The 25657-nt window shown below is 33.5% G+C and carries 22 protein-coding genes; 10 read left to right on the forward strand and 12 right to left on the reverse strand.

All coding sequences use genetic code 11. The features are described from left to right. Positions 1 to 171: 171 nt before the first annotated feature. Positions 172 to 1191 (forward strand): T9SS type A sorting domain-containing protein, encoded by a 1020-nt coding sequence (locus Q0893_RS06765; RefSeq protein WP_299273717.1) that lies wholly within the window; start codon positions 172 to 174, stop codon positions 1189 to 1191. Positions 1192 to 1206: 15 nt separating this feature from the next. Beyond that, positions 1207 to 3633, forward strand: a complete 2427-nt coding sequence (locus tag Q0893_RS06770; protein WP_299273720.1) for a choice-of-anchor D domain-containing protein — start codon at positions 1207 to 1209, stop codon at positions 3631 to 3633. A 213-nt stretch (positions 3634 to 3846) separates the two neighbouring features. Here Q0893_RS06770 and accD read toward each other — a convergent pair whose 3' ends face one another. From accD to Q0893_RS06785, 3 genes are all read right to left on the reverse strand, one after another. Continuing rightward, the gene (gene accD / locus Q0893_RS06775) at positions 3847 to 4704 is read right to left on the reverse strand and encodes an acetyl-CoA carboxylase, carboxyltransferase subunit beta (protein WP_298900376.1); all 858 of its coding nucleotides are present in this window, start codon (positions 4702 to 4704) and stop codon (positions 3847 to 3849) included. Positions 4705 to 4740: 36 nt separating this feature from the next. Next, on the reverse strand, positions 4741 to 5808 hold the full coding sequence (gene fbaA, locus Q0893_RS06780; RefSeq protein ID WP_298900375.1) for a class II fructose-bisphosphate aldolase: 1068 nt from the start codon (positions 5806 to 5808) through the stop codon (positions 4741 to 4743). Between the two features lie 125 nt (positions 5809 to 5933). Continuing rightward, positions 5934 to 8414 carry a BamA/TamA family outer membrane protein gene (locus Q0893_RS06785; RefSeq protein WP_298900374.1) on the reverse strand — a complete coding sequence of 827 codons (2481 nt, stop codon included), beginning with the start codon at positions 8412 to 8414 and terminating at the stop codon, positions 5934 to 5936. 197 nt (positions 8415 to 8611) lie between these two features. On the opposite strand from Q0893_RS06785, the gene Q0893_RS06790 reads away from it, so the two are divergent. After that, complete coding sequence (locus Q0893_RS06790) at positions 8612 to 9337, forward strand: RNA methyltransferase (RefSeq protein WP_299273727.1); 726 nt, start codon at positions 8612 to 8614, stop codon at positions 9335 to 9337. Here the strand turns inward: Q0893_RS06790 and Q0893_RS06795 are convergent. Both Q0893_RS06795 and ubiE read right to left on the reverse strand, forming a co-directional pair. Continuing rightward, positions 9324 to 10037, reverse strand: a complete 714-nt coding sequence (locus Q0893_RS06795) for a porin family protein (protein ID WP_298900372.1) — start codon at positions 10035 to 10037, stop codon at positions 9324 to 9326. The genes Q0893_RS06790 and Q0893_RS06795 overlap by 14 nt on opposite strands. A gap of 33 nt (positions 10038 to 10070) precedes the next feature. Next, entirely contained in the window at positions 10071 to 10802 is a 732-nt protein-coding gene (ubiE, locus tag Q0893_RS06800) for a bifunctional demethylmenaquinone methyltransferase/2-methoxy-6-polyprenyl-1,4-benzoquinol methylase UbiE (protein ID WP_299273730.1), read from the reverse strand. 123 nt (positions 10803 to 10925) lie between these two features. Between ubiE and trkA the strand changes: the two genes are divergently transcribed. The 5 genes from trkA (at position 10926) to Q0893_RS06825 (ending at position 14900) form a co-directional block, all read left to right on the forward strand. Beyond that, positions 10926 to 12272: a Trk system potassium transporter TrkA gene (trkA, locus tag Q0893_RS06805; protein WP_298900370.1), complete on the forward strand. Its 1347-nt coding sequence runs from the start codon at positions 10926 to 10928 to the stop codon at positions 12270 to 12272. A gap of 6 nt (positions 12273 to 12278) precedes the next feature. Next, complete coding sequence (locus tag Q0893_RS06810; RefSeq protein ID WP_299273734.1) at positions 12279 to 13772, forward strand: TrkH family potassium uptake protein; 1494 nt, start codon at positions 12279 to 12281, stop codon at positions 13770 to 13772. A gap of 161 nt (positions 13773 to 13933) precedes the next feature. Continuing rightward, positions 13934 to 14188 carry a hypothetical protein gene (locus tag Q0893_RS06815; RefSeq protein ID WP_298900368.1) on the forward strand — a complete coding sequence of 85 codons (255 nt, stop codon included), beginning with the start codon at positions 13934 to 13936 and terminating at the stop codon, positions 14186 to 14188. 169 nt (positions 14189 to 14357) lie between these two features. Continuing rightward, entirely contained in the window at positions 14358 to 14618 is a 261-nt protein-coding gene (locus tag Q0893_RS06820; protein WP_298900367.1) for a hypothetical protein, read from the forward strand. Between the two features lie 12 nt (positions 14619 to 14630). Beyond that, entirely contained in the window at positions 14631 to 14900 is a 270-nt protein-coding gene (locus tag Q0893_RS06825; protein WP_298900366.1) for a hypothetical protein, read from the forward strand. Here the strand turns inward: Q0893_RS06825 and Q0893_RS06830 are convergent. Together Q0893_RS06830 and Q0893_RS06835 are read right to left on the reverse strand one after the other, a co-directional pair. Beyond that, complete coding sequence (locus Q0893_RS06830; RefSeq protein ID WP_299273740.1) at positions 14897 to 16081, reverse strand: pyridoxal phosphate-dependent aminotransferase; 1185 nt, start codon at positions 16079 to 16081, stop codon at positions 14897 to 14899. The genes Q0893_RS06825 and Q0893_RS06830 overlap by 4 nt on opposite strands. Before the next feature lie 15 nt (positions 16082 to 16096). Then, on the reverse strand, positions 16097 to 17194 hold the full coding sequence (locus Q0893_RS06835) for an acyl-CoA desaturase (protein WP_298900364.1): 1098 nt from the start codon (positions 17192 to 17194) through the stop codon (positions 16097 to 16099). A 145-nt stretch (positions 17195 to 17339) separates the two neighbouring features. Between Q0893_RS06835 and rsmG the strand changes: the two genes are divergently transcribed. Continuing rightward, the gene (gene rsmG / locus Q0893_RS06840; protein WP_299273744.1) at positions 17340 to 17969 is read left to right on the forward strand and encodes a 16S rRNA (guanine(527)-N(7))-methyltransferase RsmG; all 630 of its coding nucleotides are present in this window, start codon (positions 17340 to 17342) and stop codon (positions 17967 to 17969) included. A 44-nt stretch (positions 17970 to 18013) separates the two neighbouring features. Here rsmG and Q0893_RS06845 read toward each other — a convergent pair whose 3' ends face one another. Together Q0893_RS06845 and Q0893_RS06850 are read right to left on the reverse strand one after the other, a co-directional pair. Further along, positions 18014 to 19690 carry a DUF6029 family protein gene (locus Q0893_RS06845; protein WP_299273747.1) on the reverse strand — a complete coding sequence of 559 codons (1677 nt, stop codon included), beginning with the start codon at positions 19688 to 19690 and terminating at the stop codon, positions 18014 to 18016. Between the two features lie 25 nt (positions 19691 to 19715). After that, entirely contained in the window at positions 19716 to 20201 is a 486-nt protein-coding gene (locus tag Q0893_RS06850; protein ID WP_298900360.1) for a TlpA disulfide reductase family protein, read from the reverse strand. 164 nt (positions 20202 to 20365) lie between these two features. Here Q0893_RS06850 and Q0893_RS06855 point away from each other — a divergent pair, with 164 nt between their 5' ends. Beyond that, positions 20366 to 21685, forward strand: coding sequence for an Omp28-related outer membrane protein (locus Q0893_RS06855; protein ID WP_298900358.1), 1320 nt, complete (start codon positions 20366 to 20368; stop codon positions 21683 to 21685). Between the two features lie 75 nt (positions 21686 to 21760). Here the strand turns inward: Q0893_RS06855 and rpsU are convergent, their stop codons facing one another. From rpsU to Q0893_RS06870, 3 genes are all read right to left on the reverse strand, one after another. Then, positions 21761 to 21955: a 30S ribosomal protein S21 gene (gene rpsU / locus Q0893_RS06860; protein ID WP_230933958.1), complete on the reverse strand. Its 195-nt coding sequence runs from the start codon at positions 21953 to 21955 to the stop codon at positions 21761 to 21763. Positions 21956 to 21984: 29 nt separating this feature from the next. Continuing rightward, positions 21985 to 22848 carry an RNA polymerase sigma factor RpoD/SigA gene (locus Q0893_RS06865; protein ID WP_298900357.1) on the reverse strand — a complete coding sequence of 288 codons (864 nt, stop codon included), beginning with the start codon at positions 22846 to 22848 and terminating at the stop codon, positions 21985 to 21987. A 144-nt stretch (positions 22849 to 22992) separates the two neighbouring features. After that, a complete protein-coding gene (locus Q0893_RS06870) occupies positions 22993 to 25626 on the reverse strand; it encodes an AsmA family protein (protein WP_298900356.1) in 2634 nt (877 codons plus the stop codon). Positions 25627 to 25657 lie beyond the last annotated feature (31 nt).

Here is a 25657-nt window from a genome sequence, read left to right on the forward strand (position 1 = left end):
AATCAATGCATTTCGTACCAAATCATATGCTGTTAGTACCTACAGTCTTTAAACCACAGTTTTTAGTTTATGGTATTCATCACAAACAGCAATCTTTTTGTACCAATTTTAAATATAGGAAAGATAACATACATCCCGTAAAGTAGATTTGATAAACCAAAAAATCTACTAATGAAAATCTGGCTTCCTTTTTTAACTTTAATTTTTACAACTTACATTCAAGGACAAACAACAGCAATACCTGATCCTAATTTCGAACAACGACTCATAGACATGGGTTACGATTCTCCACCAATTGATGGAGTAGTGCCAACAACTAACATTAATACCATTACGTCTTTAGTAATTCCTTTGAGCAATGTTAGTGATTTAACTGGTATTGAGGATTTTGTTGCTTTAGAAAATTTAGATACTTCTGGTAATCCTATTTCAATACTTGATTTAAGTAATAATACTGCTATGATTAGCATATTTACTGGGCAAAATGAACTTAGCAGCATTGATGTTACAAATTGCCCAGCACTTGAAGTTTTGGTTTGCTCTGGATCATTACTTGGTAATATAGACTTAAGTAATAACACGAACTTGAGACTTCTCAATTGTGTTAACAGTCAGCTAACAGATTTAGATTTAAGTAACAATATCCAGTTAACCCATTTGTCGGCAAATGAAAATTTATTTACATCATTAGACCTTAGTAATAATATAGCTCTAGAAGCATTGGTTTGCCGAAATACACCTTTAACAAGTTTGATCTTAAGTAATGGTAATAATATGGCTTTAGAACATGTTGATGCGAGATTCAACAGTAACCTATTGTGTATACAGGTAGATGAAGAGAATGATGCTAATGCAGAAAATGGAGTATATGCCAATTGGTTAAAGGATGATATAGCCACCTATTCTGAAGATTGTGCTGCGACCTTAAATTTAGAAAATCCAATTTTTGAAAAGCAGGAAGTAAGTATAAATCCAAATCCAAATAAAGGCCAATTTATTGTACGCTGTAACGACAATCTGAAGCTAAAGGCACTACAACTATTAGATGTAAATGGGAAAGAAATTTCAATGATAAATATCCATAACACACATTTTTATCCTGTATCAGTCAACCTTGAAAGGGGTATTTATTTTTTAAAAGTAAAAACCAATAATACTATAACCACCAAAAAAGTAATCATTAATTATTAACCTAAAACATACGTTATGAACATAAAATTATTTTTTATATCCTTAATTTTTACAGGATTATTACAAGCACAAACAACGGCAATTCCAGATGCTAACTTTGAACAAGCATTAATTGACTTAGGGTTTGATGATGTTATTGATGGGCAAGTTTTAACCTCAAACATTGAAAATGAAACTTTCTTAAACTTAGCTTCTACTACTATTGCTGGTTTTATAACAGACTATACTGGGATCGAAGGTTTTAATTCACTTCAACACCTAAATTTAGGCGCTGTAGCAGCAACGGCCTTAGACCTAAGTAATAATGTTGATTTAATTAGTGTTGAAATGACAGAGTTTTACCAAAATAATGCTTTAACATCCATCAATTTAACTGGATTGACAGATTTACAGATGTTTACATGTAGAAAGAGTCAATTAACACATATTGATTTTTCTACTAATTCAGCATTAAATGAAATTTATTTAGGGCAAAACTATCAATTAGAGAATATAAATGTAGATAACTTGAATGGACTTAGATCGCTTAATTGTTTTACAAGTAAGTTATCGAGTATTGATTTAAGTGATAATATTGCTTTAGAATTCTTGAATTTAAGCTTTAATGATCTTACAACAATAGATGTGTCTAGTAATACTTTGCTTGAAATAATAAATGTTAGTGAAAATGAAATCTCTAATATTGATTTAAGTTCTAATACGCTTTTAGATATTCTTTATTGTAATGATAATCCTAATTTAAACGCACTTGATCTTAATAGTAATATTAATTTAACTCAATTGGATTGTTCCGATTCTCCATTAGGGACAATAGATTTAAGTAATAATATAAACTTGGAGATTTTGAGAGTTTTTCGTAGTCAATTAACAACACTTGACGTATCAAATAATCCCGCTTTAATCGAAGTCCATTGCTATTCAAATCATATAGTAAACCTTGACTTAAGCAATTGTCCTTTATTAACAACGCTTAACTGTTCTGTGAACTATGGTCTCTCAATGTTGGATGTAAGTAACAATGCTTTATTAGAAACTCTTTCAGCAACTTTATGCTATATAAGTTCAATTGATTTAACTAATAATTTGAATTTGAATTCTTTAGCTCTGGGAACTAATCCTCTTACAAATATTGATCTTCATACTAATAATTTATTAACTCATATATATCTTCAAAATACACCTGTTTTAGAATTTGTCAATTTAAAAAATGGTGCAAATGATTTAATTTCAAATTTTAATATAACGAATAGTCCAAACCTAAATTGTTTGCAAGTCGATAATGAGGTAGATGCTAATGCTGGTAATGGGATTTATGCAACATGGTTAAAAGATAGTACTGTAAGTTATGGGCAACACTGCCTAGACACATATGTTCCTGATGATAACTTTGAACAAGCACTGATAGATTTAGGTTACGATACAGGAGCTTTGGATGACTATGTACTAACTTCAGATATAGAACCTATCTTATCATTAAATATCGAAAACGAAAGTATTATAGACTTAACAGGTATTCAAGATTTCAGAGATTTAGAAGAGTTGCGTTGTAGAAATAATCAAATTGTAGATTTAGATCTATCTTATAACACCAACCTGACGTTTTTACGTTTAGAAGACAATTTACTAGAGACTTTAAACCTTAAAAATGGCAATAATACCATTTTAACAACAATGCGCGCCCAGGACAATAACCTCTTATGTGTTGAGGTAGATGATGAAATTGCCGCAAATGCAGGTACAGGTTCCTATAGCAGTTGGCAAGTAGATAATGGTGTGGTGTATTCAGAACGTTGTGGTGGCTGTCCTGAAATTAATTTACTCGGAAATGGGATGTCTATTGCTAATGGCGATGATACTCCCGATACAAATGATCATACCGATTTTGGTCTAGTCGATTTTGGAAATTTTGTAGAATATACATTTACAATTGAGAATATAGGAATTGCCGATTTATTATTATCTGGTGCTCCTTTAATTACAATCACAAACAGTACAGATTTTGAAGTGGTAGAACTTCCAGAAGCCACCATTATGGCAAATGGAGGTACAGCATCATTTACAATTCGTTATACACCGAGTATGGTTAATACCATAAATACAGCAACTGTTTCTTTTATGAGCGATGATTGTGATAATGCAACTTATACGTTCGATATTATTGGTCAAAGCCAAGAGGCCTTAAGTGTTGATGTGAATTCGTTAAAAGATGACTTACGCGTGTACCCTAATCCTAACAATGGCGTTTTTGTGTTAGGGTATTCTGGGGATATCCAGTTAGAACAAATGATAGTTTGTGATATCACAGGGAAACAATTGCAGCGTATTCCTTTATTAGATTTTAATCATCAGAAAACACTCAAATTGAAACTACCAACTGGTTTTTACTTATTCAAGATTCAAGCTTATAATCAAAGTATTGTAAAGAAAATTATAATTAATTAACACATTTATAATCATGGAAAACCTATTAAAAAAATACAAACTCGAAGTATTTCTTTGGATATACTATGTGCTGTTAGGGTTTTGTGTGTATCAGTTCTTGATTTAAAATAGTTGGTTGGCCTTATGTTACGTATAGGTTAATAGTGTAACACTTTAAGGCAGAAAAGCGAGCCGTTGGGCTCGCTTTTTTTTATTTAGCTCTGATAAAGCGTATTATGCTCTTACTGGTTGATTTGTAATCAAATCGATATACAAATTCACTTTGTTTTTTAATTCTTTACGATGTGTAATAAAATCTAAGAAGCCATGTTCTAATAAAAACTCAGAAGTCTGAAATCCTTCTGGCAGTTCTTGACCAGTGGTGTCTTTCACAACACGCGGTCCAGCAAATCCTATAAGTGCTCCTGGCTCACTAATATTAATATCTCCTAACATAGCAAACGACGCTGTTGTACCACCCGTTGTTGGATCTGTACATAATGAAATATATGGAATTCCAGCATCTGCCAATTGTGCTAATTTTACAGAGGTTTTAGCCAATTGCATTAGCGATAATGCGGCTTCCATCATACGTGCACCTCCAGATTTAGAAATAATCATAAAAGGTTTTTCATTTTTTAAGGCATAATCTGCAGCTCTCGCAATTTTTTCACCTACAACGCTTCCCATAGAACCTCCAATAAATGAAAAGTCCATACAAGCAATAACAAGATCTTTACCTTTAGACTTTCCAACAGCTGTTCTTACAGCATCTTTAAGTTTGGTTTTTTCTTGAGCGGCTTTTAATCGGTCTGGATACTTTTTTGTATCCTCAAATTTTAATGGATCTTTAGATAGAAGTGATGCGTCTAATTCTTCAAATGTATTGTCATCAAATAAAATCTCAAAGTATTCCTTACTTCCAATTCTAACGTGATAGCCATCTTCTGGACTCACATAAAAATTCTGCTCTAATTCTTTCGTATCAACAATTTTACCTGTTGGAGATTTGTACCACAACCCTTTGGGTGTGTCTTTCTTCTCTTCTGTAGAGGTTTGTATTCCCTTATCTTTCCTTTTAAACCAAGACATTAAACATAGTTTTAATTAGTAGTTAGTAGTGCAAAGTTATAAAGTATTTACATTATTAAGGTCTTCGAACGCCTTTTTTAAGCGTTCAACGAATGCATTTTCACCTTTTCTTAGCCAAACTCTTGGGTCATAATACTTTTTATTTGGAACATCATCACCATCCGGATTTCCAATCTGAGCTTTTAAATATTCAGATTTTTCTCCCATATAATCACGAACACCGCTCATAAATGCATATTGCATATCTGTGTCAATATTCATTTTTATTACACCATAACCTATGGCTTCTCTAATTTCTTCAACTGTTGATCCAGATCCTCCATGAAATACAAAATCAATATGATTATGTGGTAAATTATGCTTTTGAGATAAGAATTCTTGAGAGTTTTTAAGAATTTTAGGTGTTAGTTTTACGTTTCCAGGTTTGTATACACCATGAACATTTCCGAAGGCTGCAGCAATGGTAAACTGATCACTCACTTTACTCAACTCTTCATAGGCATAAGCAACCTCTTCTGGTTGTGTGTATAATTTTGAATCATCAACATCTGTGTTATCTACACCATCTTCTTCTCCACCAGTGATACCTAATTCTATTTCTAGAGTCATGCCCATTTTGCTCATGCGTTCAAGGTAAGACTTGCAAATCTCAATATTTTCCTCAATTGGCTCTTCAGAAAGATCAATCATATGAGAACTATATAATGGCTTTCCTGTGTCTTTGAAGTGCTGCTCACTTGCGTCTAATAAACCGTCTATCCAAGGTAATAATTTCTTCGCACAATGATCTGTATGTAAAATTACTGGAACACCATAAGCTTCGGCCATTAAGTGGACGTGTTTTGCACCTGCAACAGAACCTGCTATAGCAGCTTTTTGGTCGTCGTTGCTTAAGCCTTTTCCTGCATTAAATTGTGCTCCTCCATTAGAAAATTGAATAATTACTGGAGCATTTAACGTTTTTGCAGTTTCTAAAACACCATTTATAGAATTAGATCCAATAACGTTTACAGCTGGCAGAGCAAAGCCTTTTTCTTTTGCGAGGTTAAAAATATCTTGTACTTCTCGCCCTGTAGCAACTCCTGCTTTTATGTTGTGACTCATGTTTGTTTTTTAGTTGAAAATTAAAAGCCAAAAATACGTAAAATTTGACTAATATTTGGGGTTTTTAAAACTTTGAAACAGCTAAAATTAACGAAAACGTTATCGCTATTGAACAAAAAAAGAGCTTAGAATGGATAGTTAACCCCTATATTATAAACGGCATTACTGAAGTTGTAATCTTTAAACCACCTATTGCCTAATTCCCTAGATGGATCATAGGTTTTAAAACCTATATCACCTCTTAAAACGAAGAATCCAAAATCATAACGAATACCAAATCCAGAACCTACAGCAATATCTTTTAAGGATCCAAAACCATCAAATGTGGCTTTGTCGTCTTCAACGTTGTCAAACACATTCCAAATATTTCCAGCATCAATAAAAACAGCGCCATTAAAACGACCTAAAAGATTAAAACGTTGCTCAGCACTCAACGTTATTTTCATGTTGGCTTCGTTGAATTCGTTAGTAGACAGAGAGCTTCCTGGGCCGAGGTTGTATGCTGTCCAAGCACGAACATCGTTAGGTCCTCCTGAAAAGAAACTTTCTGCAAATGGGATACTGTTAGAGTTTCCATAAGGTATGGCAATTCCAAAATAGGTACGAATAGCCAATTCATTTTGCCTTCCCAAATTCCAGTGCTTTACATAATCGATTTCAGTTTTTACATACTGAGAAAAAGGCACCCCAAAAACTTCATATCTACCATCTGCATTTCTTGGTAAATTGAAAGTCTTTGATAGATTAGATAATAAATTTCCTGCTAATTCTAAACGGAACCTTACAATAGAGAAATCTTTATCAAACAAATTTTCTCTTCGATTTTTGACGTAATTAAAACTAGAAGAGAAAATAAGGTTGTCTTCGGTTAGTCTATTTTTACGTTGGTTAATGTTATTAATATCTATGTAATCATTATCACCTGGCATAAGAGAAGTGTTGTTGTTTAAAACATCACTTATAAAGGTATCTGCTGGAGAAAAATCGTTTTGCACGTTTGGGTTTTCTAAACTTTCGTCATTTCCAATGTAACCAATATCGCGTGCAATAGAATTTAACCTATCAAACGACGTTGTATAAACCCCAAAATAATTGCCTGTATTAAGATTTTTTACAAACTGAACATTAAACAAATCAAGATTATTAGTCACTTTTCGTGTAGGGTACCAATTATAGTTAACCGTTCCGGTAAACGCTTGTTTGTCTAATCCGATATTTGTTTGACTCGTAGCACTTAGTGATATTCTTGTGCTTGGAGACATGTATTTTGGTATTAACTTTTCGGTATTAAAGGGTAGAAAAAAACGAGGAATGTTAAGTCTCAAATTTCCACCTAACTCATTAATGTCAAAAAACTGATCTTTTGTGTCAGAGGCATCTCTTGAAGATCCGATGGCACCTAACGCCGAAATTTCTAAAGTTTCTGCACCTCTAAAGATGTTTCGTATAAGTAAACCAGTATTAAAGGCAAAACCCACCGTTTGAATATTACTTTGTGAGATTTCAAAACTGGTGGTAAGTTCAAATTTTTTCTTAGGGACTAGATATACATTTGCGGTTAAAGTGGTATCGTTTTCATTTTCTATATATTCAATTCTTGGATATCTGAAGGCCTGTAATTGACTTAAATAGCGGTAAGTTCGTGTTCTGTCTATGTCTTTAAAAACATCACCTTTATTTATAAAAACGGCGTCGGTAATAGCCTTTGGTCTGTATTTCATTTCGTCAAAACTGTATAAGTTGTAACCTTTAAATTTTACAGAATCACTAATCGTAGAATTTCGATTTTCATTTTTAAAATCGGTGAAAATATTAACCTCTTTAACTTTATATACCTTAAAAGGAACACGTCTAATCGAATCTTCTGTTCTAACAGCTCTGTTGGCAATTATTAAATCGGTTGGCATTTTTTTATTGGTGCCAATAGTGTCAATAGCAAACGTAATATAATCTTGTCCAAAATGATAAAAACCAGAGTTTCTCAGTTGTTCGGTTAATCGGTCGCGTTCAGCAGAAAAACTGGCTTCATCGTATTGTTGCCCTTCTTTTATAAGTGAACCTTGCTTTAAGTGTGCCGTGTATAAGGAGTCAATTATTGGTGTCTTTATGTTTTGTGTTATAGAGTCTAAATAATAGGGATCTCCTGTATTGACTTTGTAAGTGACTCTAGCTCTTTGATTGCTATCTTTTTCAGTTTCAAAAGCAGTTTCAACGTTAAACCATCCTTTGCTGAAGTAATATTTTTTTAGAGCGTTCGCTGTTTTTTCGGCTCTGGCCTCATTGTAAATGGCTGGCGCTTCTCCTGTTTTTTTTAACCAATTGTTAAAGTTCTTTTTCGATTTTACAAAGGCTTCATACTGTTTTAATGAGAGTAAATTTTTAAGACCAGTTCTAGGGTTTTCTGGATTCCTATATTTCTGATTGAGTATCGAATCTATATTTGGACGCGCCAAATTGTATATGTGAACTCGTAAAGGAATTCCTAATAATGTACCGTTTGGCTTTTGATAGATAAGATTATTGACGGTTTCTGTCGTATTTTTTTTGTCATTAACTAAAACCGTATTACTCGTCAATAAATGCTCATTCTTTTTAACGCGCTTCATCACGTTACACGATAAAGTAGTGCATATCAAACCGCAGATTAGTATCTTGGAAAAGTGAAATTTCAAAAAAGAAAGTGTTTGCATTTAAGTTCTATCCAAATTTACAGTTTTATTGTGGTCTTATCATAACAAATAATAGACCAAAAAAGTATTACTTTGTATTTTAGTTAAAACATCACAAAAGTAAATACATTTTAATGTTAACAAAGAGCCACATAAAATTAATTGCTAGCTTGAGTCAAAAAAAGTTTAGAATCCAACATCAGTTATTTGTGGTTGAAGGTATAAAAGGTATTGAAGAGTTTTTGAATTCTAGCTTTGAGTTATACCAATTGTTTTCAACAGAAGACATTTTTAATACTGAAACCGTTTTGATTTCAGATAAGGAGCTTCAAAAAATAAGTCGACTTAAAGCACCTAATACAGCTCTTGCAATGTTTAAAATTCCGCAAAATGAAGATATACCTCATACAGGATTGATTTTAGCGCTTGACGATGTTAGAGACCCTGGAAATCTCGGCACAATTATTAGACTTTGCGATTGGTTTGGTATAAAACATTTGATTTGCAGTAAGGCAACTGTTGATTGCTATAACTCTAAGGTTGTACAGGCTACGATGGGTTCATTGACAAGAGTACATTTGACGTACGTTAATCTTGAAGATTATATTAAAGATAGCGATATGAATGTCTTTGGAACGTTTATGGATGGCGATTCCATTTATACTAATAAGATGCCTAATGCAGGGATAATTGTTATGGGTAATGAAGCCAATGGAATTTCAGATGCTATTGAAGCCCTAGTTACCAAGAAATTAAGTATTCCTCGATTTGGAAATTTAAAAGCGACAGAAAGTTTAAATGTAGCAACCGCCACGGCAATTGTTTTAAGTGAATTTAAACGGAATTCTATTGAAATGTAAAATTTAAGAAGATACCTCTTGTTTTCATGGTTCTTATATTGCTTGTCCATGGACTATTAGGGTCTTCGTCTCTAATGAGTTCATCATTTAATGCAAATACACCCCGAATAGAAGGTGTAAACTTAAACCACTGGTTATAGAAATCGATGCCAACACCTAACTCATAAAAAAGAACATTTTTCTTTGTTCTAAATTGACCAGCAGCATTGTCATCTGGATTTTCCTCATTACTTGATAAGTTGAGTGCCATAGATAAACCACCTATAATAAATGGTTTAAAGTTATTCAAACGTTTTGTAGAGACTTTCAGTAGTAGTGGGAAATGAACATAAGTCGATTTTACCTCTCTTAGCAAATCGGCATCAGTAGATTCAAGACCAACGAAGTAACTTGGGTCATATTGTATGCTTCTCGTGGTAATAAATAAGCCTGGTTCAAACCTCAGATCTAAATGATCGTTTATTCTCAGATTAGAAACCAAGCCAACACTAAAACCTAAACTTGTTTCAACTAGAATTTCTTTAAGATCTCTTTCATAATTAAACTGATAATCATAACTGTTAAGTCCAAGATAAAAACCCCAACTGAGGGTTTTTTTATCGAAATTCTCAATATTTTTTATTTTTTCTCTACTAAATAATTGGGCAGAAACACTCTGCGACATTATAAGTAAGGTTAAAACGATAAGTATTTTCTTCATAAATATCACGATAATGACGTGTATAAACCTTGATTAAGCTTTAGAGGCTACATAAATTGTTGCGACACCTAAAGTTTGAGGTTTGTCTTGCACGTTAATAAACCCAATTTTACGTAAAATATTGTTTAAAACCTCACCATATGGAAAAACAGATGCAGATTCACATAAATAAGAATAGGCAGATTGATCTTTCGAGAAGAGTTTTCCGATGGCTGGTAAAATGTATTTGGTATAGAACTTATAGCCTTGTTTAAAAGGGGTTTTAGTAGGTACAGAAGTTTCAAGAATGACAAACGTTCCGTTAGGTTTTAAGACCCTAAAAATTTCTGAAAGTCCTTTTTCTAAATTCTCAAAATTTCTAACCCCAAATGCTACAGTAATGGCATCAAAGCTATTGTCTTCAAACGGTAAATTTTCAGAATCACCAATTACCATAGAAATAAGGTCATCTAAATTTTTACTTTTAATTTTTTTTCGCCCTACTTCGAGCATACCGTCACTTATGTCTAATCCAACAATTTTTTTGGCTTTGGTTTTTGCCAGACTAATGGCCAAATCTCCTGTGCCTGTTGCAATGTCTAAAATACGCTCAGGCTTATTTTGAGCTATAATATCAACAACCTTATTACGCCATTTAATATCGATTCCAAAAGAAATAACACGATTTAAACCATCATATTCTTTTGAGATATTATCAAACATTTGAGTGACCTGCTGCTTTTTATTCAAATCACTGTCTTTATATGGAGTCACTTTTGACGACATTCTTTTTTTTTGCAAATATACTTAAAACTAATAGCTTTAAATAATTTGAGCCTTACTTTTAAGAGACTCTCAATCACATAATAATGTAGTATATTTGTATGTTTTTTTGAATATACATAATCAATGAAAATAATTATTGCGGGAGCAGGAGAAGTAGGATTTCATTTGGCCAAATTATTGTCTTATGAATCTCAAGAGATTACTTTAATAGATACAGACAAAAATAGTTTAGCTTATGCCAATGATCACTTAGATATTAGGGTCATTAAGGGTGATGTGACGTCGATAGCCATTTTAAATGAAGCGAGAATTAACACATCTGAGTTATTTATTGCTGTGACATCTTCGGAAACGACAAACATTACTGCATGTGTTCTTGCAAAAGAATTAGGTGCTAAACAAACCATAGCTAGAATCTCTAATTCTGAATTTTTAGATCAAACGGAAGTTGGGTTCACAAAATTTGGAATTGATGAATTGATCTCTCCTGAAACTTTAGCGGCTGCCGAAATTGAATTGCTGCTTAATCAATACGGATTTAATGATTCGTACGAATTTGAAGAAGGTAAATTAACAATGCTAAGTTTACGCTTATCTCGAACAGCTAGTTTTGTTGGAAAAACCGTTAGAGAAGCAGCTCAAGTGTTTCCAGAACTCCATTTTGTACCAATTGCTATTCAGCGTTTTGGAACACAATATACCATTATACCTAGAGGTGATACAGAGTTTAAAGAAGGAGATAAGGTCGTTTTTATGACTTCTAAGGGTGGCGATGAAGAATTATTTCAACTGTCTGGAAAAGTGAGAACAGAGCTTAAGAATATTATGATTTTGGGTGGTAGTAAAATTGGTTACAAAACCGCTAGAGATCTTTGTGAAGGCAGATTTAAAGTAAAACTTATTGAAAGTGATAAAGAGGTTGCTTTTGAATGCGCCGATGATTTGCCTAATGCCCTTGTTATTAATGGAGATGGTAGAAATGTGGAGTTGCTAGAGGAAGAAAATATAAAAGAGATGGACGCTTTTATTTCGGTAACCGGTAATTCAGAAACCAATATAATGTCTTGTTTGGTAGCTAAATCTAAAGGAGTGAAAAAAACCATTGCTTTAGTCGAAAACATGGACTACTATCAGCTGTCTCAATCTATAGGTATTGATACGTTAATCAATAAAAAACTTTTAGCAGCCAATAATATTTTTAGATACATAAGACGAGGTGAGGTGTTGGCAATGACCAAACTTAGCAATATGAATGCAGAGTTACTCGAATTTGAAGTCACTTCAAAATCTAAAATTACTCAAAAGGTTATTAAAGACTTAGATTTTCCGCGCTCAGCTATTATTGGTGGTGTTATTAGGAATGATATAGGAATTATTCCTTTAGGGGATTTTCAAATAGAAGTAGGAGATAAGGTTGTGGTATGTTGTTTGCCAAGATCTATAACAAAAGTAGAACGATTCTTTTTCTAATAATACGTGAGACTTAATTATAAAATAATTTTTCATTTTTTCGGATTGCTATGTTTGTTCAATGGTGGTTTTATACTGCTATCTACACTTATTAGTTTGATCTATAAAGACGGCGTAACCTTAGATTTACTCAGCGCAGGTTCTATTGTGTTATTGCTTGGTGGAGTTGCCATGTATCTTACGAAGGAACACAAAAAGGAACTCAACAAAAGAGATGGTTATATTGTCGTGGCTTTTGGTTGGATTGTTATGGCCTTAACAGGAACTTTACCTTATCTAATTACAGGCTCGATACCAAGTTTTACGAATGCCTTTTTCGAAACCATGTCTGGTTATACGACCACAGGAGCAACGATTTTAAATGATATAGAGTCGATTCCTAAAGGCGTATTGTTTTGGAGAAGTATGACACATTGGATAGGTGGAATGGGGATTATTGTACTTGCCATTGCTATTTTGCCCTTACTTGGAATTGGAGGAATGCAGTTGTTTGCAGCCGAAGCACCTGGACCAAATGCCGATAAGCTTCACCCCCGAATTACAGATACAGCTAAGCGATTATGGCTCATTTATTTTGGTTACACTGCAGCAGAAACTATCTTACTCCAAGTAGCTGGAATGTCATTTTTTGACGCTATCAATCATTCGCTATCTACACTATCTACAGGTGGATTTTCTACAAAAAATGCTAGCGTTGCTCATTGGAATGGGCAACCTGTTATTCAATATATTATTATGGCATTTATGTTCTTGGCAGGAACAAATTTTATACTCAGTTATTTCGCGTTTAAAGGACGTGTTCAAAAGGTGATACGTGATGAAGAGTTTAAACTGTACTTTAAGTTCATTGCGTTGTTTACTATAATCGCGGCATTGATCATTTACTTTAGAGCAGATTTTTCAATTTCCTCAATAGATCATCCAATGACATTTGGGAAGGCCGAAGCATCTTTAAGACATGGACTTTTTCAAGTCTTAGCTATTATTACAACTACAGGTTTTGTGACAGCAGACTATACCTTGTGGACGCCTTTCTTGGTGGTGTTTTTTTTCGGACTAATGTTTTTAGGTGGTTCTGCGGGCAGTACTTCGGGAGGTGTGAAAGTTGTGAGACATATGCTAATGATTAAAAATGGTTTCTTAGAATTTAAACGGGCATTACATCCTAACGCCATTTTGCCTGTTCGCTACAATAAAAAATCTGTTTCTGGAGATATTGTTTTTAATATTCTTGGTTTCTTCATTCTTTACATGCTTTCTTTTATTATTGGGGCATTGGTGTTTTCTATGTTTCAGATAGATTTTGAATCTGCAATAGGTTTATCTGCTTCGAGTTTAGGAAACGTTGGGCCTGCTTTGGGTAATTATGGACCAGTAAATAACTATGCCGAATTGCCAAATTTAGCTAAATGGTGGTCTGCGTTTTTAATGCTCATTGGGCGTTTAGAATTGTTTACAGTTTTGATTTTGTTGACGCCTTTCTTCTGGCGAAACAGATGATTTAATAAAAATTTTTAAAAATATTTTTCATTCTGAAATATTAATATTTATAGGTGTTTCGGGAATTTTGTATTGGTTTTTAAAGGGTTACAGAAGATGGTAGTTGTAACAAATACCTCGAATGTACGTCTTATTGGTATAATCAATTAAATTAATCAATCATGGAATTAGTATTAGCATCTCAAAAATTAGAGCCTTCGCCCAAACGTAGATTAGCAACAGAATTTGTTAGACCTGAAGGTCTGTTAAATTCGAACTACAAGTCTGTAGTAAAATGTAATTTAAACAACACAAAGTCAACTTCTATCTTTGGTATTAAGCAACGTGTAAAAAGCAGACAATATCAAATTACTTCAAGTATCGATACTCTTTTAAAACTGTCTGTTTTTGTAACAGTACTGGCTTTTATCTTATAAGCTGGTCCTAATAGACCTTTTTTAACTGATACTACTGAGATTACCCTCATATTATCTTTTACATTTTTAAATTCATACAATTTTGGTAAATATAGATGCCAAAAGGTTTGATATGCTTTAATGTTACCTGTTGGATTTCTGATACGATTTCAGAATAAATAAAGATATTATGGGAATCTCATCAATGAATGCTTCTATTAATTATAATAGGAAACAATTAAAAAACGGGAAACGTAAGCCATTCACTAAAATGAATGGAGGATCTCGCCATAAGAAAGCGTATAAACCTTATATATTACCAGAGGTACCACCTCATGTATTAAGACGTGTAAGAATTAAAACCAAAAGAGAAAATAGACGCTTACTTATTAAGAAAAGCATCATCGGTTTTATAGTTTTAGTAATTCTATTATATGTTATGTATTTTTAATAAAAAAGAGATATGCCATTAGGAGAGTCTATGATAAGCTCGTTAAAGAGTAATAAAAGTATAAGACTTGATAAATCATCAAGGTTTAAAAAAACGCTTGGTGGTTATGGGAAAAACGCAAAAAGTGAATTTGACTTTCCAGAGGCTAGTCCGGAATTATTACATCAAATAAAACAAAAAGCAAAAAAGGATCACAAAAGACATCAAGTGATTTCTTTAGTGTCTTTTATCATCCTTTTTGGTATTGGAATCTATGTGTTAATTTATTTCAATATTATTTAGCTTACAGCGTCTTTAATTCGCCTTATAGCCTCAATAATTTGCTTTTGAGACGCAGCATAAGAAATTCTAATGCAGCTAGGATTTCCGAAGGCAATACCAGTTACAGTGGCAACGTTAGCATGTTCTAATAAGAATAAAGAAAAATCTGTTGCGTTTTCTATATATTGCCCTTTAAGCGTTTTTCCGAAGAAATGTGATATATCTGGAAATACATAAAAAGCACCTTCAGGTACATTTGTTTTAAAGCCTTCGATGTCATTAAGTAACCCTAAAATAAGTTCACGCCTTAGCTTGAATTCATCAATCATATATTGAACACGGGAAGGTGATTCATTGAGGGCAGTAATTACAGCGCGCTGTGCAATGCAGTTTGCGCCACTAGTGATTTGGCCCTGCATTTTGTTACAAGCTCTGGCAATAGCCTCAGGAGCGCCAATGTAGCCTATTCTCCAACCAGTCATTGCAAACGCTTTTGATACACCATTTACGGTTACTGTTCGATCAAACATATCATCAAACTCAGCCATACTAGAGTGTCCGCCAATAAAGTTAATATGCTCGTAAATTTCATCTGAAACCACAATAATGTTTGGATGGTTTTGTAAAATATCGGCAATAGCTCTTAATTCTTTTTTGCTATATACAGATCCACTTGGATTACAAGGTGAACTATACCAAATCATTTTGGTCTTTGGAGTAATCGCCTCTTCTAATTGCTGAGGTGTTAATTTAAAGTCATTTTCAATGGATGTTTTAACTTCAACAGGAACACCGTCGTTAAGTTTAACAATGTCACTATAACTAACCCAATAAGGGCAAGGTAGTATCACTTCATCACCTTTGTTTAATAGTACAGCAGCAATATTTGCTAAGGCCTGTTTAGCTCCAGTAGACACTACAATTTGTGAAGGTGTATAGCTAAGGTTGTTGTCTCTTTTAAATTTTGTTATAATGGCATCTTTCAGTTCACCATAACCATCAACGGGAGTATATGAATTATAGTTGTCATTTACAGCTTGAATTGCTGCTTCCTTAATAAAATCAGGAGTGTTAAAATCTGGTTCCCCAAGACTTAGTCCAATGATATCTTTTCCTTCTGCTTTTAATTCTCGTGCTTTCGCCGCCATTGCTAGAGTGGCAGACGTTGCCATGTTGAGAACTCTATCTGAAAGTTGTGTCATTTAAAATAGATCGTTTTAGCTCATCGCAGGTTTCATTCCCATTTGCTTTAAGAATTTAAAATGGGCGATAATCGCTTTTCTGGTGGTTTTGTATTCTTTATAGGGTAAATTAAATTCTTTAGCTGTTTCTCTAACAATTTTAGAGATTTTTCCGTAGTGAACATGGCTTATGTGAGGAAAAATATGATGCTCTACTTGATGGTTAAGACCACCAGTATACCAGTTGATTATTTTACTTTTTGCCCCAAAGTTTACCGTTGTTTTTAATTGATGAATAGCCCAAGTGTTTTTCATGGTGCCATTTTCTTCAGGTAGCATCATTTCGGCTTCATCCATAACATGAGCTAGCTGAAAAACAACGCTTAAAATTAAGCCTGCCACATAATGCATAATAAAGAAACCAAGTAAAATTTTCCACCATGAAATGTCTAATACAAGCATTGGAATAACAATCCAAATAGATACATAAATGAGTTTAGAGATGACTAATTTACTCCAATTCACTACAGGATTTGGTAATTTACCATAAGACAACTTACGTTTCATATAGCGATACATTTGCTGAAAATCTGTTGTTATGGCCCAATTAATTGTTAGTAAACCATAAAGTAGAACTGAATAGTAGTGTTGAAATTTATGATGTTTGTGCCATTTTGCATGTTTAGAAAAACGTAAAATACGCCCAGCTTCTAGATCCTCATCATGACCATGAATGTTAGTGTAGGTATGATGCAGAACATTGTGCTGAACTTTCCAATTGTATACATTTCCTGCAAGAATGTAAATACTACTTCCCATCAAACGATTAACCCATTCTTTATTAGAGTATGAGCCATGATTACCATCATGCATCACGTTCATTCCAACTCCAGCCATGCCAATACCCATAATTACGGTAAGCAATAATTGAAGCCATCCAGGAATGTCAAGAGTTAAGATTAAAAAATAAGGCAGAAGAAACATGGTAAACATAACCACTGTTTTTAACCAGATTTTCCAATTCCCTGTACGTTTTATATTATTCTCTTTAAAATAATTGTTAACACGTTTATTTAGCGTTCTAAAAAATTTTGCAGAATCTGTTCTAGAAAAAGAAAGTGCTTGCTTTGTCATTGAATTGCTATTTTTCAATTGTAACGTAAAAAATTACATTTTTAATATTTGAAGAGCAAAGATATATAATTAATGCTCCCATTATACCAAATATTTGCTAAAAATATCCACATAAAAATGTCTACTTTTGTGGAAATTTAGATAAATGAATCTTATACAGGACTATTTTCCAGATTTATCAGTAGAACAAATCCATCAATTTGAACAATTAGAAGGGTTGTATAAAGATTGGAATCTCAAAATTAATGTAGTGTCTCGCAAAGATATTGATGAGCTGTACCTGAGGCATGTACTGCATTCTTTGGGTATTGCCAAAGTGGTACAATTTTGTCCTGGCGCTTCTATATTAGATGTTGGAACGGGTGGAGGATTTCCAGGTATACCGTTGGCCATAATGTATCCCGATTGTGAGTTTCATTTGGTGGATAGTATTGCAAAAAAATTGAAAGTTGTTAACGGTGTTGCCGATAGTATTGGGCTAACAAATATAAAAACGACCCATAGTAGAGTGGAAGCTATTGACGAGCAATTCGATTTTATTGTAAGCAGAGCTGTAACGGCGATGCCATCTTTTGTGAAATGGGTAAAAGGAAAAATTGGTAAAACGCAGAAGCATGATATAAAAAATGGAATTTTATATTTAAAAGGAGGTGATTTAACTGAAGAGCTAGAGTCGTATAAAACAACTACAATTTACCCTTTAAGTTCTTATTTTAAAGAAGATTTTTTTGAAACGAAAAAAGTGGTGCATTTACCACTTAAGTATAGAGGATAAAAAAAAGCTCCATTATAATGGAGCTTTTTTTATTAGTTTTTATATTAGAAAGACGTTGATACACTTAGTGAAAACCCGGTGTTTTCAGGTACGAAACGACAAATACCTCCAACACAAACAAGGCCTCCTCTTTGTCTTCCATAGCTTGCCATAACTCGTGTTGCACCTTTAGTGAAACTTCCGCCAAATGTATAGTAATGGATTTGACGATCTTCGTCAGGATTTCCATAGTTCCATATGTCTGTAGCATACACACTAAGTCTACTATTGAAATTATATTCAATGGTACCACCAGCCCAATCATCTGCTCTTTCTGATGTTTCATCATCTGAGAATAAATGAGAAAGTTCTAATCTTAAGGATTTACTGCCTTCAAATTTACGAGTGACTTCACCAACAATCGCTGTCGCATTGACCTCTCCAATTCTGTCCTCAACAAAACGGGCATTATAAAAAGTATTGACAACCGTAAAAATTGAAGCCCACTTTGGGGACCATTTTTTTCTTGCCTCTAAACTAAACTCTTCGAAGTATTTTTCCCCGAATCCTAAGAAATCTGTGTCTTCGTATGATCTTTCATTGATGTTGAAGTTTCCTTTTAAGCCAGACCACGTTGAATAATTAAAAGCCAATTTTGTTCCGTACTTACCACCAAGAGTAGACCCTTTTTTGATGTTGTAGAAAATATCAACTTGTCCGCCTATTTCACCCGATTTAAAAATAGGGTTAAAACTTAATCTCGGTTGTGACTGATATACATAGATATTGGTTAAACCATAATCATGTTGTTTTGTGAGTGCTGGAATAAAGTTGATGTAATTTTGATTAAATACATTTGCCGATTCATCTCGTTCTGAGAAAAATGCCATATTTTCCATACGTCTAAATGTGGCGTCAATTCCTAAACCAGATTTTGCATATCCAAAATTGAAAAGCAATGCACTACCATCAAAATATCTGTTTTCAATAATATTACCTAATTCAGAATAAACATCTTCCCCTTTTTTTACATATTCAATAGATGAATAAATGTTACCTTCAGAGAAATCTAATCGTGCTGAAAATGAATTCGTCAATGATTCGAAATTAGGGTCACTAATATTTAGGTCCTCATCTCTACCTACATAACTTAGGCCAAGATCTAACCCAGTACTTTCAAATTTAAACAATGAGGATAAGCCAATTTCAGCATTAAACCCGTAAATAGAGCCATCTGATACTTCAAAGCCATCACGCTGTCTGCCATACAAAGCCGAAAATTCTAAGGCATTGGTTGGTCTGTATTTCACGTTTGCTCCGCGTATTGAGTTGTTTATTCCTAATTGTCTGTCTTCCCATGACCGAAGGATAAGTCCGCTTCCAAATTGTTCATAAAAATGCCCAAGCGTCGCTTCAAATTTTGAAGACTTGTAACCTACTGCAAAAGTTCCAACATCTGTCCCTTTATATTTTGGATAAAAATTTAGAATAGCGTTGGGTTCGTAAGATTCAACCTGAATATGAGCAAACCAATTCTTGTAATCATAGTTTAATCTTAAGTAGTTATTGGATCTGAAGGGATCGTCTTCTTCAAAATCTCCAGTTTTAGAGTCGTCGATATAATACTGAGAGTTAGATTCTATACCTCCGCTAAGAGTTCCATAATCTTTTTTGCCTTCGTCTTGTGAAAACACAAATAAGGGTGTGCATAGCAATAGTGCTATTAATGTGTAGCGATTCATTTAGTTGTAGTTGTTGGTTTGTGATTTATTTAGAAAATTCTTTGATTTTTTCGTAAAGTTCATCTTCACTTCCAGGTGTGTAACCCGAATGTCTGTATAAGATTTTATTGTTTTTAACTAATAAAGTTAGGGGGATTGTTGGAGCGTTCAATTTTCGTTTTAAATCACTGTTGGTGTCTAGTAAAATGTCAAATTCCCAACCTTTACCACTTACTAATGGTTTTACGCGCTTTACTGTTCTTGAGTCGTCTACTGAAACGGCATATAATTTAACGTTTGTTTCATCGACCCAGTCATCATAAACTTCGCTAATAGCGTCCAATTCATTTTTGCAAGGAACACACCAAGTGGCCCACAAAGAGATAACTACGAGCTGGTCATCACTGGAAATATCTTCTAAGTTAATGTTAGAGCCTTTGAGTGTTTCAAGTTGCATTTTTGGTAAAACATCTTGGGCAAAAGCGGTTGTGGAAATTGTAAGCGTAAGTAGTAGTGAAATTAAAGTTTTCATCGTTAGAAATTTAGGTTTTTTTTGGGCAAAGTTAATTTATTTTAAAAAACACAGTCAATTATGTTGATTTTTTTGCAAACTATGTGCCAATTTGGCAAAAAAATATGAAATATATTTTTATATTCGCAAATCTTAAAATTTTAACATTTAACAACTTAACTATTATGAAAATTAAAAATTACACTAAGGTTTTTCTTTTCGTCGTGGCGGCTGCGCTATTCTCATGCAGTTCATCAGAAGACGGAGGGAATGGCGATGGTAATGGAAACGGAAATGGAGGACCTAACTCCATAACAGTCAATGCGAGCTCATTTTTTGTTGATTTAGGTGAATCTGTAACCTTTACCGTAGCTACAAACGAAGGTGATGATGTCACTTCACAATCTACTTTTTATGTAAATGGGGATCCTATTTCTGGTACTACTTACACGGCGACATCAACAGGATCGTTTTCTATTACTGCCAAGTATGAAGATTTAACAAGTTCTGCAATTACAGTTCAATTTTTAGCTGTTGTTGAATCCATTTCAATGACTGTAAATAATACTGCACTTAATTTAGGTGATAGAATAGAATATACAGTAATGGCAACAGATACTCAAGGTAATGAGTTTAACGTGACCAATGTTGCAAATATCTATATTAACGACCAACAGTCTGTAACAGGAGGTGTTTATATACCTGATGCAACAGGAGATTATAATGCCTATGCTGCTTATGAAACATTTACGACCGAAACAATTTCTGTAACAGTAGCTGATAATGCAGTGACACCTGCAAGTTATAACAGAAGAGCTTTAGTTGAAGATTACACAGGTGACTGGTGTGGATATTGTACTAGAGTATCAGTGGCTATTGAAATGGTTCAAGAGGCGAGTGATGATGTTGTGGTTGTAGCTACACATTTATTTAATGGAGATCCTTATCAAAATCAATATGGTGTTGAAATGTCGAATCATTTAGGAATCACAGGTTTACCTACCGCTTATGTAAATAGACAAGAAGAATGGAATTTTCCAGAAACTAATAATGTAGATCAAGTAACCGATAAGGCGGAAGGAACGATTGGAAGCGGATTAGCAATTAACTCTACGATTAAAGCTAATAACCTTTCATTTATGGTTAGCGTTGGATTTAGTGAAAATCTTAACGGATCTAAATTGGTAGTATTTTTATTAGAGAATGGTTTAGTGCTAAGTCAAGCAAACTATTATCCAGAATATTATGGTGGTCAAAACCCAGTGCCTAATTTTGTTCATAATCACGTTTTACGTCACTCGTTTACAAATGTGTTAGGTGATGCTATTCCAGCAGGTCAGGCAGTTGCAAACAATACTTACAGAGTTAAGTATGATTACACTGTGCCTTCAGGAAACATTGGTAACCCTGCAAACTTAGAAATTGTAGCGATGTTAGTAAACTCTAGCAATGCAATAATTAATGTAAATAAGGCAAGTGCTAATTCGCATGCTGCATTTGATTAATGTTAAACATAGCTTATAAAAAAAGCCTTTCCAATTGGAAAGGCTTTTTTTTATAATTGTAGTGAATAAAGACTATTATATATCTTCTTGATTTCTTAAATCCTGGATATAACTAGCTTTTTGAATTTCACGTCTTCTTTTTACTGATGGCTTAGTGAAAAATTGATTCTCACGAATGTTTTGCATCGTTTTTACGTTACGGTGTTTTCTTTTGTAACGCTTTAAAGCACGTTCTATGCTTTCTCCTTCTTTTACTAAAATTTTAATCATTGTAATACTTGTGGTTATCTATTTTAGGGCTATCCTAAATACGTTTTTAATATTTTACTTTTAGAATCTTGACGTAAACGTTTGATCCCTTTTTCTCTAATTTGTCTCACACGCTCTCTAGTTAAATCGAACGTAGCTCCTATTTCATCAAGTGTCATAGGTGGCTCATTACTTAATCCGAAATTTAATCGAATAACATCACTCTCTTTTTGAGACAATGTGTCTAAGGCTCTGTTAATTTCAACATTGAGCGACTCTTTCATTAAATCTCTATCTGGATTTGGTGATTCACCAGATTTCACAACATCATATAAACTTGATGTTTCTCCTTCTTTTAAAGGTGCATCCATTGATAGGTGTCTCCCAGAATTTTTCAATGACTGCTTCACTTCTGTAACAGTCATGTCTAACTCTTGTGCTATTTCCTCTGCACTAGGAGGTCTTTCATGTGTTTGTTCCAAGAAAGAATATGTCTTATTGATTTTATTTATTGAACCAATTTTGTTCAAAGGTAATCTAACTATTCGAGATTGTTCTGCTAAAGCTTGTAAAATTGCTTGTCTAATCCACCAAACAGCATACGAGATAAATTTAAAACCTCTAGTTTCGTCAAAACGTTTAGCTGCTTTTACCAATCCAGCATTACCTTCATTAATTAAATCTGGAAGTGTTAATCCTTGGTTTTGATATTGTTTTGCAACAGACACAACGAAACGTAAGTTAGCTGTCGTGAGTTTGTCTAAAGCCAATTGATCACCCTCTCGTATTCGTTGGGCGAGTTCAACTTCTTCTTCAGCAGTAATCATAGGCAGCTTACTGATGTCTTGTAGGTATTTGTCTAGAGATTTAGATTCACGGTTGGTAACTTGTTTGGTAATCTTTAATTGCCTCATGTATAAATGTGTATTTTAAAAAGTTTGCAAGAGTACAACATAACTTTTAATTTGACAAAAGCAAATTATTATGCATTTCTTTGCAAAAAAGATTCGAAATCGACTAATTTTTAGTCTTTTTTTAACGAATTGGGCGGTTTGCTGTTAGTTTTTGACCGTATCTTTCTTTTTCTTTCTGTTTTTTAGAAGTCCTCCCAATAAATCTTTAACACCTTCTTTTAATGGATCGGTTGTTTTAGTTGTATCGTTTTTTATCTCGGGAGAATTTTTTGGGGTGTCCTTTTTTGAGTCACCTAATATACCACCTAAGAGATCATTGATTTTATCTTTTCCTTGATTTAAAAGTTTTTCTTGTTGGATTTCAAATAGCTTTTTAGTCAAATTTGAAACTGCACTAGTTAAATCTGTTTGTACCTGAGGATTGGTATAACTTCCTGTGATATTTGCAGATACAGGAATGGTAATAGTGTTAACTTCGGGGTCATTTATTTTACCAATTAATTGGTTTACATCACTACCTAAGTATTTTGCAGGAACATCAAAGACAAGGTTATAATTCAAACTTTTATCAAAACCATGTGATCCAGACACGACAATATCAATATCGTCATATTTCAAATTAAATGGTTTTACGTTAACCATTCCATTAGAGAAATCTAATCTGGTTTTAAGAGCTTTTAAATCGAGTTTATTGAAATCAATAAACTTTAAAGCGTTACTTAATTTGCCTAGTATGGCTTCGTTTTGTGTAATGTTAGATGTTAATAATTCTGCAAAAGCATCTCCCGAAATTGTGTTTAGATTTGGTGTAAATTCATGATCTAATGTTCCTTGCAGCTTTATTACAGTGCTGAGTTTTCCTTGTAAAATTTTAGCAATAGGCGCTAAATTTTGCAACAATTCTAAGTCTTTGAATGATTGAGAGATATCAAAATCTTCAGCGCCCAAATTAAGATCAAAAACTGGTATATCGGTTTTAGTAGATACTTTTCCTGTTAGTGCCATAACCCCATTAAATAGGCTCGACGTTAGATTTTTTAAATCGGCTTCTTGATCTTTTATTAATAAGGTCCCGTTGACGTCTTTTAGTGTAAGATTGTCATAGACTACAGTTTTTGCATTAGCATTAATTGTGCAGTCTAAGAAATCAGGAATTTTGAGTGATTCGCTATCAGCTGTTGTTTTGTTAGAATTTTGACTGGCGGTTTCATCTTCAACCATAAAATCACTCACCACAAAAGTGTTAGAATTTACATTAAACTGTCCTTGCAGATTTTTATCGCTCAATAGGAAACCTAATAAATTTTTAATCGTACCGGTTGCTTTAAAGTCGCTTGTTCCTGTTTTTGCATCAAAGCTATTAAGTTTTACATTACCTGGATTAAAGGTCATATTCGCATTATTAATTTGAATGGGATTTACAATGTCTTCCGAAGAAAAAACAAAATCACTTATACTAACGCTACCTGTGTTTTTAATACGTTGATAAGCATTGGTTTCAATGGCATTCATGTCAAATGACGTATTGAGTTTTCCTTTTAATATACCACTTAGTTGTTTGTCTAATTCAATAGGGTAAGCCTTGGTTAAATTAGCAAGATTTAAAGTGCCATCGACATAGGCGCTAACAAGCATGTTCTTGGCAAGATTTCGTATTTGAGCACTAGATTTAAAGACATCATTGTCAATTTTAAAGTTGAGGGTTTTGATGTCTATATAGGTGTCGTCAGAATTTCCTGTGGTATTTTTTATTGCCGTATTAATGGTAATATTATTGACGCGTTTAGGTAAATCGGGATATTTAAACGATGCGTTGTTAGATGAGATGTTTATATCTAAATGAGGAATTGTTGTTTCTGTTACTTTTCCTTTGATGGTACCATTAACTTTGAAATCGCCCGAGGTTTCTACGTTATCTATATTTTTCGAGTATGCTTCTGGTATGACTGCCAGAAAATCTTTAAACGATGATTCTGGGTTTTCAAAAGTAATAGCAATATCCTGTCCGTCTTCTAATTGCTGTATATAGCCATCAAAAACGAGAGGAAGTTGATTGATAAACCCTTTGTTTTCCATAAATGTATATGTCTGTTCTTTTAGGTTAAGTCCAATAAGAGCATCGAGTTTTATGGTATTCTGATTCAGGTATTGAGTACTATCAATACTCATGCTTACATGGGCTGTAGTATGCGTGTCGAGCTCAGATTTTTCTTCTGAAAAGGAACCGTTGCCAGAATGGTTAAGTTCAGAAATATAAATTTGCGTATTAGATTTTTCGTCTAAAAATGTAAAAGCGCTATTATTAATTTTGTAATCTTCAATATTGAAAGCAAAACCGTTTTCCGAATCTGTCGTTGCGGTAGAGTTGTCTTTTTCCTTGGTAATGTCATAATTGTTATTGCCTAAAGGATCTGTTTTTAGTGTTAAAAGCGCTTGATCTATGGCAATAGAATTTACAACAATGGGATCGTCGTTTGTGTTTTTAAACAATTCTTTCACAGACATTGTAAAGGCTATATTTTTTGCTGTCGCGAAGGTTTCGTTTTCAAAAGGTTTGTAATTTGTAATTACCAAATCATCTACACTCACGTGTGCTTGAGGAAAACTCCTTATGAAACTTAAACTTACATCGCTAAACTCAACTTGGGCGTTTAGATTCTCATTGATAAAGTTTTTCACCATGTCCTTTATCTGGTTTTGAAATGCAAAGGGAATGGCAATTAATAAGAAAAATATGATGAGTAATGTTATTCCTGTAATCTTTAGAGCTTTCTTCATGTGATTGTTTTGTAGTCTATATACGTACAGA

The organism is uncultured Psychroserpens sp. (genome assembly GCF_947494225.1).
In the GTDB taxonomy this organism is placed as follows: domain Bacteria; phylum Bacteroidota; class Bacteroidia; order Flavobacteriales; family Flavobacteriaceae; genus Psychroserpens.